Genomic DNA, 13,859 nt, shown 5'->3' on the forward strand with positions numbered 1-13,859 from the left:
AGGCGGCTATTTCGCAGGTTACGCGTATTTCAAGCGGATATCCCTCACCCGCGCAGCCCGGACAGGCCGCGTTTCAGCCGCATCACGTAGCCGATGATTTCGGCAACCGCGTGATAGTGCTCGACCGGGATCTCCTGGTCGACCTCGACGGTGGCATAGAGCGCCCGGGCCAGCGGCACGTTTTCCACGATCGGGATGTCGTGCTCCTTGGCGATCTCCCTGATCTTGAAGGCGAGGACGTCGGCGCCTTTGGCGACGCAGACCGGCGCCGTCATGCTGCGGTCGTAGGCCAGCGCCACCGAGAAGTGGGTCGGGTTGGTGATGATGACCGATGCCTTGGGAACCTGGGCCATCATGCGCTTCTTGGCGCGCTGCACCCGCAACTGCCTGATCCGGCCCTTGACGTGCGGGTCGCCTTCCGACTGCTTGAACTCCTCCTTCATCTCCTGCAGCGACATCTTCTGCCGCTCGAACCAGGTCCGGTACTGGAAGAAGTAGTCGCCGATCGCCACCGCCGCGAGGATCGCGACCACCGCGGCCAAAAGATGCACGGTCATGCCGGTGATCGCCGGCAGCAGCTCGGCCGGATCGACGCGCATGAAGGATTCCATGCGCATCCGGTCCGGCCACAGCACCATGACCATCACGGCCCCGAGCCCGATCAGCTTGAACAGGCCCTTGAGGAAGTTCGCCAGTGCCTGCTTGCCGAACAGCCGCTTGAAGCCGGCGCCCGGCGAGATCTTGGAGAGTTTCGGCTTGAGCTGCTCGCCCGACCACACCAGGCGGTGCTGCACCATGTTGCCCGCGATCGCGGACAGCGCCAGCATCAGGAAGGGCACGCCGACCGCAGCGATCACGACATAGCCGAGCGACTGAGTCAGATGCATGAGCCCGGCGCCGTCGGTGCGGATCATCCAGGAATTGGCGATCAGATTGCGCAAGGGCATCATGATGCCGCCGCCGACCGAGCCGGAAAACGTCGACAGCACCAAGGTGGCGCCGGCGATGATGAACCAGGTGTTGACCTCCTGGCTCTTGACGACGTCGCCTTTCTCGAGCGCGTCGTCGAGACGTTTTTGCGTAGGGTCTTCTGTTTTGTCTTCGCTATCGTCGGCCATGATTGCTCCTTAGTTCATGGGAGCAAGCTGGCGCATGACGCCGAGGAAGTAGTCGAGATAGGTGCCCATCATCGCCGCGAGCACGACGCCGAAGATCACAAAGCCGATCATGATCGAGAGCGGCACGCCGACGAAATAGACCTGCATCTGCGGCATCAGCCGCGCCAGCACACCGAGCCCGATGTTGAAGACGAGGCCGAACACCAGAAACGGCGCCGAGAGCTGCAGGCCGATCTTGAAGGCGGCAGCAAACGCCGTGGTCGCAAGCTTGGCGACGTCGCCGGTCGGCATCACCTCGCCCGGCGAGAAGATCCGGTAGCTCTCGCTCAGCGCGGCGATGACGAGATGATGGCTGTCGGTGGCAAACAGCAGCGTCAGGCCGAGGATGGTGAGGAAGTTGCCGATGATCTGGCCCTGCTGGCCCTGGGTCGGATCGACCGCGGTGACGAAGCCGAGGCCGAGCTGCTGGGCGATCACCGAGCCCGCCACGTTGAGCGCTGACAGCGTCACGCGCGCGGTGGCGCCGAGCACGACGCCGATGATCAGCTCGTGCACCATCAACACCCCGAGCGAGGAGATCGAGGTGACGTCAACATGATAGGCGTTGCGGTGCAGCGGCAGGATGATCAGCGTCAAGAGCAGCGCGATCGACAGTTTCACCCGCGCCGGGATGTTGGTCTCGCCAAAGCCGGGCAGCAGCATCACCATCGCGCCCACGCGCGCGAAGACCAGCACGAAGATGGCGGCCAGCGCCGGCAGCACGGAGACGTCGATGCGCATGACCGGAGCATTAGTGCATCAACCGCCGATGATTCGCGATGAAATCCGCATCATGTGGCTGTGCAGGGAGTCCGCCATGAACGGCAGCGCCAGCAATAATGTGACGAAGATCGCCAGAATCTTCGGCACGAAGATCAGGGTCTGCTCCTGGATCTGGGTCAGCGCCTGGAACAGCGACACCACCACGCCGACCACGAGGCCGACCACCATCAGCGGCGACGACACCACCACGATGGTCCAGATCGCATCACGCGCCACGTCGAGGGTTTCAGGACCGGTCATTGTTGTTCTCGCGGTTGTCTTGCACTGTCGTTCCGGGGCGATGCGACGCATCGAACCCGGAACCTCGAGATTCTCAGGCGCGCAATTGCGCGCCATAGTTCGCTTCGCGCGCCGGGATGACGTCGCTAGCGACGTCAGATCGGCATCTTCATGATGTCTTCATAGGCCTGGATCACGCGGTCGCGGACCGAGACCAGCGTCGAGACCGCGACGTCGGTCTCCGCGACCGCCGTCACCACGTCCATCACATTCGCCTTGCCGGAGGCCATCGCGACGGTCTGCGCGTCGGACTTCCGGCCGGCTTCCAAAACGCTGCCGACCGAATCCTTCAGCAGCGCGCTGAACGAGGGGCCGGCGGTGGCCTGGCCCGCCTTCTCGGCGCCGCCCCGCTCCATCATCTTGGCGAGGCTGGCGTAGGCGTTGGCGGCGACTGTCGGTGAAGCCATGATTTACGATCCCTGCTTTTCTTTGTTGTGTCACGACTTGAGGATGTCGAGCGTGCGCTGGATCATCCGCCGCGTCGCGCTGATGATGTTGAGATTGGCTTCATAGGAGCGCTGGGCGTCCCGCATGTCGGTCATTTCGACCAGCGAATTGACGTTGGGGTATTTGACGTTGCCCGAGGCGTCCGCCGCCGGGTTGCCCGGCTCGAACTTGACGCGAAAGTCGGACCGGTCCGGCCGTACCTTGCCGAGCGTCACCACCTGGGCGTCGAGCGTGCGGTCGAGCGTCGACGAGAACGTCGGCACCTTGCGGCGGTAAGGATCGCCGCCGGCGCTCTGCGCGGTCGAATCGGCGTTGGCGATGTTTTCCGAGATCACCCGCATCCGCCCCGCCTGCGCGCGCAGGCCTGAAGTCGCGATCATCATCGAGCGGGCGAAATCACCTGGTCCGTCTGCCATGGTCTGGTCCTTCCAGCGCTTCAGCGCTTGCCGATCGCGGTCTTGAGCATCCCGAGGCTGCGGGTGTAGAGCGACGTCACCGCCGCGTAGTCCATCTGATTGGCGGAGACCTTCATCATCTGCTCTTCGAGATTGACCGCGTTGCCGGCCGGCCGGGTGTGGAAGGCGCCCCTGCCGCGGTCATTATCGAAGGTGTCCGGCGCCCCCGCCGCCGCCATGTGGGTGGCGCTGGTCTGCATCATCGGTAGCGTTCCGAAGCCGCCGCCGACCGTGGCGCCGGCCTTGTCGAATTTCGGCTCCACCAGTTCGCGCGGCCGGAAGTTCGGCGTGTCGGAATTGGAAATATTCTCGGCGAGCACGCGCTGGCGCTCCTGGTGCCACTGCATCTTGGTGCGCAGCGCCGACAGGATCGGGAGATCGTTCATGGACATGGTGGCCGCGACTCCGTTAACCTCTCGGACGACCCGTGGGACGCCCCGAGGTAGGCAGAATTTGCCCGGTGTATGGTTAACGGCTGGTTAAAATGCCGGACTGATCCGTGGAGAACCTCCGGAGTGCGGCTTGTGAGCGCATTTTCGCCACGAAAGCTGCGTTAACCAGCCCCGGCCAAGAACAGCGTGGGGCGCTGAGAAGTCGTTTTGGGACAAGCGATTCTTGGTTTACAAATAGGACGGTCGGCGACAGAGCCGCCTGCGAATTAAGAAATAAGGCGAATCTCGGGCGCGATTCGCTTTGCGCAAACCCGCACTGTCAGTCCGCGCTCACTGAAGGCGGAAGCTGAGGAAGGCCACATGGCCGGGGACTCCAATATGGGACTAACATTCGTCTTGGCGTTCGTCGCCGTGCTGGCGCTGATCATCCTCGCCGCATGGCTCGTGCGCCGCTTCGGCAGCAGCCGGCTCGGCGCCAGCACCAACCGCGGACGGATGCCGCGGCTGGCGGTGATCGACGCCGCCGCCGTCGACGGCCGCCGCCGCCTGGTGCTGGTCCGCCGCGACAACATCGAGCACCTCCTGATGATCGGCGGCCCGACCGACATCGTCGTCGAGCCCAACATCGTCCGCGCGATGCCCGGACGCGACCAGATGTCGAGCCGCCCGGCGGTCGCTCCCGACGCGGCGCCGCCGCGCGTCGCGCCGCTTCCGGACGCGGCTTGGAGCGACAGCGAAGCGGCCCGCCCCGACATGTTCGAGCCTTCGGAGCCTGAGCTGCCGCCGCCTCCCCCGCGGCCGTCGCGGCCCGTCTTCGAGGAGATGCGCCGGCCGGCGCCCGCCGCCGAGCGCCGCGGCGATCCGCTCGCCGGCTTCTCGCCCGAGCCGGTGACCGCGCGGCCGGAGCGTGCTGAACGCACCGAGCCGCGGCCGGATCCGATGCCGCCGCGGCTGCCGCGCGCCGAACCGCCGATCCCGCGTGCGCCGCGCGCCGCCGAGCCGCCCAAAATGCCGCCGCCGCTGCGCCCGACCGAGCGTGCCGTTGCACCGCCGCCGCCGCCCCCTCCTCCGCCGCCGCAGGCCGCAACGCCGGCCCCGACACCACCGGCGCCACCCGCACCGCCGCCGCAATCGAGCGCCGACGCCAATCTCGCCGAGATGGCGCAGCGGCTTGAGGCGGCGCTGCGCCGCCCGTCCGGTGGTGGCGAGACCGTCGCGCCGCCGGTTGCGCCCGATGCGCCGCCGGTGCGTCCGCCGCGCAGCGAGCCGCCGCCCGCCGGCCCCGCCGCACCGAAGAGCGGGTTCGAGAATCTCGAGGACGAGATGGCCTCGCTGCTCGGCCGGCCGAAGACCCCTTCGTGAGGTTCGGGTCGGTCCCGCGTAGAGTTTGTTTCATCGCTGTCCTGATTGCCGCCGGGTCCCTCGCCGACCCGGCGATGGCGCAGGACATCTCCATCAATCTCGGCGGCGGCAATGGCGGCGTCACCGAACGCGCGATCCAGCTGATCGCGCTGCTCACGGTGCTGTCGCTCGCGCCGTCGATCCTGATCATGATGACGTCGTTCACGCGCATCGTGGTCGTGCTGTCGCTGCTTCGTACCGCGCTCGGCACCGCCACGGCGCCGCCGAACTCGGTGATGATTGCGCTCGCGATGTTCCTCACCGCGTTCGTGATGGGGCCGGTGCTGCAAAAATCCTATGACGACGGCATCAAGCCGCTGGTCGCCAACCAGATCGGCGTCGAGGAGGCGCTGCAGCGCGCCTCGGTGCCGCTGCGCGGCTTCATGCAGAAGAACGTGCGCGAGAAGGACCTAAAATTGTTCATGGACCTCTCCGGCGAGCCGCCGCCGGCGACGCCGGAGGAGATGTCGCTGCGCATCCTGGTGCCCGCCTTCATGATCTCCGAATTGAAGCGCGCCTTCGAGATCGGCTTCCTGCTGTTCCTGCCGTTCCTGATCATCGACCTCGTGGTGGCCTCGGTCTTGATGTCGATGGGCATGATGATGCTGCCGCCGGTCGTGGTCTCGCTGCCGTTCAAGCTGATCTTCTTCGTGCTGGTCGACGGCTGGTCGCTGGTCGCCGGCAGCCTGGTGCAGAGCTACGGGGGGTAGCCCCGCAGCGGAGCTTGCCCTCATACGGGCAAATGCAACCACCAGAGACCATCGCCCGAATTGACAACTAGGCGCGTCTCATTAGCATGCATGGCGTGAGGTGCGGGCCCAGCCGATGGAAATCTCGTTTCCAATAGAGTTTCTCGTCTACGGTACGCCCGTTTCATTTCAAGCCAAGAACTCCGATGCGCGAGACGCCTGGAAAGACCGCGTAAAGGTCGCCAGCCGAAGTGTCATTCCTCAACCGCATTTTGCCTCTGATCAACGCATGGCCGTTACTCTCTACTACCTCCCGGACGAGCCCATGGCGGGAGACGTTGACAATATCGTCAAGCTTGTCTTGGACGCCCTTACCGCCCATATTTACCTGGATGACGGGCAGGTTGAACGTGTCGTGGTCCAAAAGTTCGAGCCCGGCAACGTTTTCAGCTTTTCAAACCCGTCGACAGCAGTCGTCGACGCGATCACTGGGACGAAACCAGTGCTGTATGTGCGGGTGTCCAACGACCCCTTCGAGGATTTGCGATGAGCAACACCGCGATTGAAGACCAGGTGCTACAACGCGAGATCACGCGGCTTGAGTCGGAAGGGTATGACGTATTCGTGCAGCCTCGCGCGCCCCTCGTTCCTGAATTTCTCGGCGACTACGTTCCGGATGCCGTTGCAACGGGCAACGGCAAGAAGATCGTCCTGGAGGTAGCGAGGTCATCCGGAAGCGAGAAGCTGAAAGAGGTCGCAGCGCGATTCGCCAAGCAACGCGAGTGGGAACTCAAGGTTCTACTCGTAGCACCGACATCGTCAGGCAAGACCGTCCCCGTGCAATCCCGTCAGGCGATCGACGGCGCGATTGAGGAGATCGAACAACTCGGGCAATTGAACGCTTTGCGCGCGGCGTTTCTGCTAGCGTGGGCAACGTTCGAAGCAGAAGGAAGAGCTTCGTTTGCGGAAACACTCGATCGGCCGCAAGCGCCAGCACGTTTGGTGCAGGTATTGGGTCAAGAAGGCGTGCTGACCCCCGCTGAGGCCGATCGGATGAGGGTTTTGTCGGACCAGCGCAATCAGCTCGTCCATGGCGATCTTGGTACGGAGATCAAGAGCGAAGACTTGCTTTGGCTGGTAGGCATCCTTCGAAAGATGGCGGCCATGGACCAAATGCGTGCCAATCCTCCCGTCCAATGACCGCCGTTAGCTAGAGATCCACGGCCTGGTGCAGAGCTACGGGGGGTAGCCCCGCGCAACGCTCATGGCCTCTGCGCTGGATCGGCGATGGCGTTGCACTATCATGCGCGGCATCGCATCCATGGAGCCGCGCCCGTGCAGCAGCCATTCGACCGCGCCGCAGAAGATCTCGGCAACGCTATCCATCTTGAGCATGTCAACGTGCAGGTGCCGGACCAGCGCCTCGCCACGCTGTTCTATGTTGCCGGCATCGGGCTGACCCGCGATCCCTATCTGATGGTCTCGGATAGCAACATGTGGGTGAACGCCGGGCGCAGCCAGTTTCATCTGCCAACCGGCCGGCCGCAGGTGCTGCGCGGCCACACCGGCATCGTAATCGCCGGACGCGAGGCGCTGCTGGCGCGCCTCGCCGCGGTCGCGTCCAGGCTCGAAGGCACCGCCTTCGCCTACCGCGCCCACAATGACCACGTCGAGGCGACCTGCCCCTGGGGCAACCGGCTGCGCTGCTATGAGCCCGACGCCGGCCGGTTCGGCCGCATCGCGCTCGGGATACCCTATGTCGAGTTCGAGGTGCCGCGCGGCACCGCGGAGGGGATCAGCCGGTTCTATCCGCAGATCATGGGCATTCCGGCGAGCCTTGCCGATGGCGACGGCGTCGTGGCGCGCGCCAAGGTCGGCAAGGATCAATATCTGCAATTCCGCGAGAGCGACCATGTGCAGGGCGAGTTCGACGGGCATCACGTCCAGATCTACATCACGGATTTCTCCGGCCCGTACAATCGGCTGCGCGAGCGCGGGCTCATCTCGCGCGAGGACAATCAGTACCAGTACCGCTTCTGCGACATCGTCGATCCCGCCGATGGCAGGCACCTGTTCACCGTCGAGCACGAAGTGCGCAGCGCTACCCATCCGATGTACATGCGCCCGCTGATCAACCGCAATCCGGCGCAGACCAACCGCACCTTTGCCCATGGCTATGACCAGGCGCAGTGGGCGATGGGGCCGGATCAGTACGACGGATGACGGTCGGTCGATCCCTGCTCCACCATCTGCAACGTCCAGCAACGAGCCGACATGCTTCCATCCCAGCGCGACCTGTTCGAGATCCCACGCGAGGTCTGTTACCTGAACTCGGCGTCCTACAGCCCGTTGCCGCGGCAAACGCTCAAGGCCGGCCGCGCCGCGGTCGGACGCAAGGGGCAGCCCTGGACGCTGGATGCGGGCTTTGCCGGCCGCCAGCACGAGCGCGCCCGCACCGCGGCGGCGCGACTGATCAATGCCGACGCTAACGACGTCGCGCTGATCCCGGCGATCAGCTACGGCGTCGCGACGATGGCGAAGGTGCTGACCATTCCCCGCGGTACGCGCGCGATCGTGCTGGAGAACGATCACTCCTCGCCGGTGCTGGAATGGCACGGCCGCGCCGAGGCGCAGGGCTTTGTCGTCGAGACCGTGCGCCAGCCTGCGGATGGCGACTGGACCTCGGCGGTGCTGGCGGCGATCGAGCGGCGGGGCGCGCCGCCCGTCGGCCTCGCCTCGATCTCGTCGGTGCACTGGTCGGATGGCGGCATGATCGACGTCGACAAGGTGCAGGCGGCGCTGCGGCGGCATGGCGCGATGTTCGTGATCGACGCGACGCAAGGCGCGGGCGTCATCGCGATGGATGTGAACCGGCTCGATCCCGATGCCGTGCTGTTCCCGACCTACAAATGGCTGATCGGCCCTTACGGCCGCGCCTTCCTCTACGTGGCAAAACGCCACCACACCGGCGTGCCGCTGGAGCAGACCTCGGCCGGCCGCCGCAACGTCAACTCCGAGAACCCGGTCTATTTCGGCGATCTCGGCTATGTCGACAACGCCAGACGCTACGACATGGGCGAGCGCGATCACTTCATCTCGCTGGAGATGGCATCCATAGGCATGGAGATGATGGCGGAATGGGGTGCCGCCGCGGTCAGCGCGCGGCTTGCGATGCTGACGCAGCGGATCGCCGACGGCGTCAGCGATCTCGGCCTCAACGTGCTGGCGCGCCATTTGCGCGCGCCGCACATCCTCAGCCTCGGCATGGCGGGCGGCATCATGAAGGATTTGATCGCGCACCTCGCCGCCGAGAATATCCACGTCGCGCTGCGGCTCGGCCGGATGCGGATCTCGCCGCACGTCTTCAACGACGAGGCCGACACCGATCGCTTTGTCGCGGTGTTGGCGAAAGCGCTGCGCGGCTAGCCGCGCCCGCGCCCCAGTGCGACGACTCCGACGAGCTCGATCGCCAGCGCCATCACCACCGCGGCGGCGCCAATCACGAACAGCAGCGCGTAGTCGCCGCCGTTATGCGCGTACAGATAGGACAGCCCGTAGGCGCCCGCAGCCTGGAACAGTGCGAAGGCCGTGGTGGCCTGCGCCCACGCCGCCCGCTGGCTCGCCGCGGAATGCGGGATCAGCTCGTGAATGCGGCCGATCACCAGCGGCACGATGCCGGGCGTGAAGCCGCCGACGATGAGGCTCGAGATGATCAGCGCGGCGGGCGACGTCGTCACGGCGGGGATTGCAACCGCGACCGCTTCGATCAGGAAGGCCACGCGGAGCGCCGCGGCAAACCCTGCGCGATCGGCGAGATGGCCGGTCAACAGCGGGCCGACCACGGCGCCGAGGCCATAGAGCACCCAATAGTGCGACCCGGCAGCAATCCCCTGCCCAAGCCCGCGCGCGACGAAGTCGACCAGAAACACCATATGCGGCACCAGCGCCAGCGCGTTGAGGCCGTATTCCAGGCACAGCGCGAGCACCAGCGGCGCGCGCACGCCATGCGCCGCGGCGTGATGCTGCTCGCCGCCATGCACTGCGGATGCCTCTGAAGGCCACGCCTTCCAGCTGATCACGGTCAGCACGGCCGACAGCACGCCGAGGCCGTACCAGGCCTGCTTGACGCCCTGTTGCAGCAACAGCGGGACCAGCGTGCCTGACGCCGCGACGCCGAGCCCGACGCCGGCGAAGATCACGCCGCCGACCAGGCCGCGCTTGTGTGGTGCGGTGTGCGGCAGGATCGCGGTTGCCGCCAGCACCATAATCACGCCGCCGCTGACACCGGCGAGGACGCGGAAGCCGAAGAACCAGATGAAGGAGATCGGCACCGCACAGGCGAAGCAGGTGATGGCGGCGAGCGCCATCATGGTGCGCAGCGCCCAGACCTGGCCGATGCGCGCGCCGAGATCGCGGGCGATCAGCGCACCGGCGAGATAGCCGGCCAGATTGGCGGCGCCGAGATAGACCGCCTCCGCCGGCGTAAACCATTTTGCGGCAATCAGCGCCGGGATCAGCGGCGTGTAGGCGAAGCGCGCCAGCCCGAGCCCGACCAGCGAGGCGCACAGCCCGGCGGCCGCAAGGAGCCACAGCGGCTTGCCCGCTTCGCGATGCCGCGCGGAGTAGTGATGATCGACATTGGCGGACATTGACATGGCAGTTAGGCCCTTCGGCAGTTCGCGAAAAATGATTTGTTGCGATTGCAGCGATCGTTGGCAGCGATGGCCGTTCAGCACCTCTCCCGATCGGGAGAGGTGCCCGGATTGATTTGCAGCGGGACGTCAGGTGGCGGACGTCGGCGACGCGGCACGCGCGGCGGCGAGCTTTTTGCGATACTCGAGCGCAGGCAGCCCGCCCCAGCCCCAATTGTCGGTATCGACTTCCTCGATGACGACGAAGGTCGCTTCCAAGGGCTTGCCGAGCACGTCGCGCAGCAACTCGCTGGCGCCCTTGATCAGCGCGGCCTTCTGCTCCTGTGTGGTGGACGACGCCCCCGGCGCCGTCCCCTCACGCGTGACCTGGATGGTGACGATTGGCATGACACTCTCCCGATCGTGCTTTCAGTGACCGGCGCTCTGGCCGCCGTCGACATGCAGGATCTCGCCAGTGACGAAGCCCGCGTTCTCCAGGAACAGCACGGCATCGACGATGTCCTTGGCCTCGCCCATCCGCCCGACCGGATGCAGCTTGGCGAGGAAGTCATGCGTCGCCGGCGCGTGCATCGGCGTCTTGATCACGCCGGGCGATACCGCATTGACGCGGATGCCCTTGGCGGCATATTCGATCGCCAGCGACTTGGTCGCCGCGTTCAGTCCGCCCTTGGTCAGCGACGCCAGCACCGAGGGCACGTTGCTGTTGGCGTGGTCCACGAGGCTGGTCGTGATCTGCACGATATGCCCGGAGCCCTGCTTCACCATCTCCTTCGCCACGCGGCGGGTGATGTAGAAGAAGCCGTTGAGGTTGGTCGCCAGCACCTTCGCATAGTCCTCGTCGGTGTAGTCGGTGAACGGCTTGGCGACGAATATGCCGGCATTGTTGACCAGCGTGTCGATGCGGCCGAAGCGGTCCAGCGTCTGCGCCACGATCCGCTCGGCGGTCGCCGGATCAGAAATGTCGCCGGCAATGGCGAGCACATCGCTGTCGGTCGACGGCTTGATGCTGCGGGAATTGGCCACGACGCGGTAGTTGCGATCGCGATAACCCCTGACGATGGCCTCGCCGAGCCCCTGCGACGCGCCGGTGACGATGACGACTTTCTGCTCTGCACCCATGATTTCTCTCCATCTGTTGCTGAAGCGGCATCAGCACCGCCTCGATGGAGAGCAAGCTAGATACATCCGCGTTTCGTGCGAATGCCCGCTATTCGGCAGACACTCTTCCGCGCGGCGAACGAATGAAATTGGTCCGGAAAAGGCACGAATAGTGCCAAAGCGCGACGATGCTTATCGCGCCTTGGCAGCCGCGCGATTGGCCTCGCGCGACAGCTGCTCGAAATAGCGCTTCAGCCGCGGCGTCGCGAAATCGACGAAGGCGCGCACCTTCGGCACGTCGAAGCGACCCTGGGGCGCCAAGAGATGCACCGGCAGCGGCGGATGCTCGTCCTTGCCGAGCAGGATCCGCAGCCGCCCCTCGCGGATCTCCTCGGCGATGTGATACGAGAACAGCCGCGTGACGCCGTGCCCTTCCGCCGCGGAGGCGACCGCCGCGCGCACCGTGTTGACGACGAGCCGCGGCGCGAACTGGATGGCGCGCGCAACCTTCGACTTCGCCGCCGGCGGAAAGCTCCAGGAGTCGATCCCGAAATGCGTCATCGCGATGATCTGGTGTTTGACGAGATCGGCCGGCTCGTTGATGGCGGGATGTTTCGCGAGATAGCCGGGTGATGCCGCGACGACGCGGCGCACCTCGCCGAGCTTGATCGCCACGAAGTTGGAATCGGCGAGATGGGCGATGCGCAACGCGACGTCGATGCCCTCGTCGATCAGATTGACGGCGCGGTCGAGCATCACCAGCCGCACCGTCACCGCCGGATATTCGCTCATGAAGGCGTCGAGCACCGTCCGCAACACGTCTTCGCCCACCACCACCGGCGCGGTGATGGTCAGCGTGCCGCGCGGCGCGGTGCGCTCGCCGCCGGCGAGGATGTCGGCCTCCTCGAGCTCGGTGAGGATGCGCCGGCACGCCGCCGCGTAACGCTGTCCGGTCTCGCTCAGCTTCAGCGACCGCGTGGTCCGATGCAGCAGCTCGGCCCCGACGTGATGCTCGAGGAACGCAATTGCGCGGCTGACCGCCGCCGGCGAGCGCCGCAACCGCCGGCCCGCCCCGGCAAGGCTGCCCTCGTCGACCGCCGCGACGAAGACCTTCATGGCGTCGATGCGGTCCATGCGCTCTCCCGCTGCGCGGCCGCCGCTAGCCCTTCACGTCATACTGCTTGTTGAGATGGTCGCCGATCTGCACCAGCATGGCGACGCATTCGGGATAGCCGGGCTTTGCGATCGTGGCCTCGTCGGCGCTGGCGCGGAATTCCCAGCTGTCGCCGTCGCGCAGCACCGAGATGTTGATGCCGTCGGGACAGTCGGAATGCGCCTTCAGCTCGGCCCGCGCCATCGCGATGAGTTCGGCTTCGGTCTTGATCGGTCTCGACATGGTGACGGCATCCTCCCGGCTGGCAATCGCCGCAAGGTTGCCGGTTCGGCGGCCGTCTGTCGAGGGGACGCGCACGATCACGCCGTGTTGCGATTGACAAATCGCAGGTCGGAGGCGAACATTCGGCCCGGGTCGATACCACCTGCCGCTTGCACCCCGCCCGGGAACGGTGAACGTATCAAGCCACCTTCCAGGCTTCCTTTGCCCGCACGAACGGGTCAGCAACGCAAGCCCCTGACGCTTTCCGTTCGTCGATGCAGAGGACCATTCCATGCGCGATTTCCGTGATGCCAAGGCCATGGCGCAGACGCTGCGCGAAGCGCTCGGTGCCAAATCGATCCCCCTCACCCACAGCGACAGCCTGGAGCTGATCGCCAGGCTGTTCGGTCAGCGTGACTGGAACACGCTGTCGGCGCGGATCCAGTCCGCCGGCGGCCCTGCCGATGCGCCCGACTCCCCACAATCACCGCCCGACGCCCTGCGACAGGAGATCGCAGTCGATCCAGAGGCGCTCGACCGCTATGCCGGTTACTACCAGCTCAGCGAGCAGGCCGTTCTCACCGTGACACGCGACGACCGCCACCTCGCCGTGCAGCTGACCGGTCAGCGCGTCGTGCCGTTCTTTGCGGAGAGCAAGACCAAGTACTTCGCCAGGGAGGTCAACGCGCAGATCAGCTTTGTCACCGCTCCCGACGGGCAGGTCACGTCGCTGATCCTGCACCAGAATGGCGACCGGCCGATGCCACGCATCGACGCCGCGACCGCGAAGAAGATTGCGGATCGCACCGCAGAGCGGGTGAAGAACCAGTCGCCGGCTCCCGGCACCGAAGACGCATTGCGCCGCCTGGTCGAGGCGGTCGCATCAGGCCATCCCAATTACGACGAGATGACCCCTGCGCTCGCCACGGCGACGCGAGAGCAGCTGCCGCAGCTGCAACCCAGCCTCGCCGATCTCGGCGCGATCCGATCGATCCGCTTTCTGGGCGTCGGCGCCCAGGGCGAGGACGTCTACAGCATCGGGCATGAGAACGGCGCGTCGCATTGGCGCATTGCGCTCGATGCCAACGGGATCATCTCGACCGCATGGGTGACGCCCGGCCCGTGAAGCGG

At 65.7% G+C, this 13,859-nt stretch carries 18 protein-coding genes; 7 read left to right on the top strand and 11 right to left on the bottom strand.

The genetic code is table 11. The annotated features are described in order from the left end of the window. Window positions 1-44 precede the first annotated feature (44 nt). From flhB to flgB, 6 genes are all read right to left on the bottom strand, one after another. Entirely contained in the window at window positions 45-1,118 is a 1,074-nt protein-coding gene (flhB, locus tag XH93_RS28205; RefSeq protein ID WP_194469991.1) for a flagellar biosynthesis protein FlhB, read from the bottom strand. A 9-nt stretch (window positions 1,119-1,127) separates the two neighbouring features. Next, window positions 1,128-1,898, bottom strand: a complete 771-nt coding sequence (gene fliR / locus XH93_RS28210; RefSeq protein WP_139484864.1) for a flagellar biosynthetic protein FliR — start codon at window positions 1,896-1,898, stop codon at window positions 1,128-1,130. Window positions 1,899-1,916: 18 nt separating this feature from the next. Further along, entirely contained in the window at window positions 1,917-2,180 is a 264-nt protein-coding gene (gene fliQ / locus XH93_RS28215; RefSeq protein WP_139484865.1) for a flagellar biosynthesis protein FliQ, read from the bottom strand. 134 nt (window positions 2,181-2,314) lie between these two features. Next, window positions 2,315-2,626 carry a flagellar hook-basal body complex protein FliE gene (gene fliE, locus XH93_RS28220; RefSeq protein WP_139484866.1) on the bottom strand — a complete coding sequence of 104 codons (312 nt, stop codon included), beginning with the start codon at window positions 2,624-2,626 and terminating at the stop codon, window positions 2,315-2,317. Window positions 2,627-2,656: 30 nt separating this feature from the next. Next, window positions 2,657-3,082, bottom strand: coding sequence for a flagellar basal body rod protein FlgC (gene flgC / locus XH93_RS28225; protein WP_139484867.1), 426 nt, complete (start codon window positions 3,080-3,082; stop codon window positions 2,657-2,659). Between the two features lie 20 nt (window positions 3,083-3,102). Further along, window positions 3,103-3,513, bottom strand: a complete 411-nt coding sequence (flgB, locus tag XH93_RS28230) for a flagellar basal body rod protein FlgB (protein WP_194469992.1) — start codon at window positions 3,511-3,513, stop codon at window positions 3,103-3,105. A 378-nt stretch (window positions 3,514-3,891) separates the two neighbouring features. Here flgB and XH93_RS28235 point away from each other — a divergent pair, with 378 nt between their 5' ends. From XH93_RS28235 to XH93_RS28260, 6 genes are all read left to right on the top strand, one after another. After that, window positions 3,892-4,875 carry a flagellar biosynthetic protein FliO gene (locus XH93_RS28235; protein ID WP_194469993.1) on the top strand — a complete coding sequence of 328 codons (984 nt, stop codon included), beginning with the start codon at window positions 3,892-3,894 and terminating at the stop codon, window positions 4,873-4,875. Further along, window positions 4,872-5,624: a flagellar type III secretion system pore protein FliP gene (gene fliP / locus XH93_RS28240; protein ID WP_139863375.1), complete on the top strand. Its 753-nt coding sequence runs from the start codon at window positions 4,872-4,874 to the stop codon at window positions 5,622-5,624. Before XH93_RS28235 ends, fliP begins: the two co-directional genes overlap by 4 nt. A gap of 115 nt (window positions 5,625-5,739) precedes the next feature. Continuing rightward, a complete protein-coding gene (locus XH93_RS28245) occupies window positions 5,740-6,153 on the top strand; it encodes a RusA family crossover junction endodeoxyribonuclease (RefSeq protein WP_139484936.1) in 414 nt (137 codons plus the stop codon). Beyond that, complete coding sequence (locus XH93_RS28250) at window positions 6,150-6,803, top strand: hypothetical protein (RefSeq protein ID WP_194469994.1); 654 nt, start codon at window positions 6,150-6,152, stop codon at window positions 6,801-6,803. Before XH93_RS28245 ends, XH93_RS28250 begins: the two co-directional genes overlap by 4 nt. A 135-nt stretch (window positions 6,804-6,938) precedes the next feature. After that, complete coding sequence (locus tag XH93_RS28255) at window positions 6,939-7,826, top strand: hypothetical protein (protein WP_194469995.1); 888 nt, start codon at window positions 6,939-6,941, stop codon at window positions 7,824-7,826. Between the two features lie 51 nt (window positions 7,827-7,877). Further along, window positions 7,878-9,029 (top strand): aminotransferase class V-fold PLP-dependent enzyme, encoded by a 1,152-nt coding sequence (locus XH93_RS28260; RefSeq protein ID WP_194469996.1) that lies wholly within the window; start codon window positions 7,878-7,880, stop codon window positions 9,027-9,029. On the opposite strand, the gene XH93_RS28265 is transcribed toward XH93_RS28260, so the two are convergent. The 5 genes from XH93_RS28265 to XH93_RS28285 all read right to left on the bottom strand — a co-directional run bounded on the left by XH93_RS28265 (window position 9,026) and on the right by XH93_RS28285 (window position 12,749). Beyond that, entirely contained in the window at window positions 9,026-10,258 is a 1,233-nt protein-coding gene (locus XH93_RS28265; protein ID WP_246799316.1) for a YbfB/YjiJ family MFS transporter, read from the bottom strand. The two genes, XH93_RS28260 and XH93_RS28265, sit on opposite strands and share 4 nt — an antisense overlap. 126 nt (window positions 10,259-10,384) lie before the next feature. Further along, on the bottom strand, window positions 10,385-10,642 hold the full coding sequence (locus XH93_RS28270; RefSeq protein WP_194469997.1) for a 4-oxalocrotonate tautomerase family protein: 258 nt from the start codon (window positions 10,640-10,642) through the stop codon (window positions 10,385-10,387). A gap of 21 nt (window positions 10,643-10,663) precedes the next feature. Further along, window positions 10,664-11,374, bottom strand: coding sequence for an SDR family NAD(P)-dependent oxidoreductase (locus tag XH93_RS28275; protein WP_194469998.1), 711 nt, complete (start codon window positions 11,372-11,374; stop codon window positions 10,664-10,666). A 171-nt stretch (window positions 11,375-11,545) separates the two neighbouring features. Further along, entirely contained in the window at window positions 11,546-12,487 is a 942-nt protein-coding gene (locus XH93_RS28280) for a LysR family transcriptional regulator (RefSeq protein WP_194469999.1), read from the bottom strand. A gap of 25 nt (window positions 12,488-12,512) precedes the next feature. Continuing rightward, on the bottom strand, window positions 12,513-12,749 hold the full coding sequence (locus tag XH93_RS28285) for a hypothetical protein (protein WP_194470000.1): 237 nt from the start codon (window positions 12,747-12,749) through the stop codon (window positions 12,513-12,515). A gap of 271 nt (window positions 12,750-13,020) precedes the next feature. Between XH93_RS28285 and XH93_RS28290 the strand changes: the two genes are divergently transcribed. Then, complete coding sequence (locus XH93_RS28290; protein WP_194470001.1) at window positions 13,021-13,854, top strand: glyoxalase superfamily protein; 834 nt, start codon at window positions 13,021-13,023, stop codon at window positions 13,852-13,854. Window positions 13,855-13,859 lie beyond the last annotated feature (5 nt).

The organism is Bradyrhizobium sp. CCBAU 51753, from assembly GCF_015291565.1.
Lineage (GTDB): Bacteria > Pseudomonadota > Alphaproteobacteria > Rhizobiales > Xanthobacteraceae > Bradyrhizobium > Bradyrhizobium ivorense.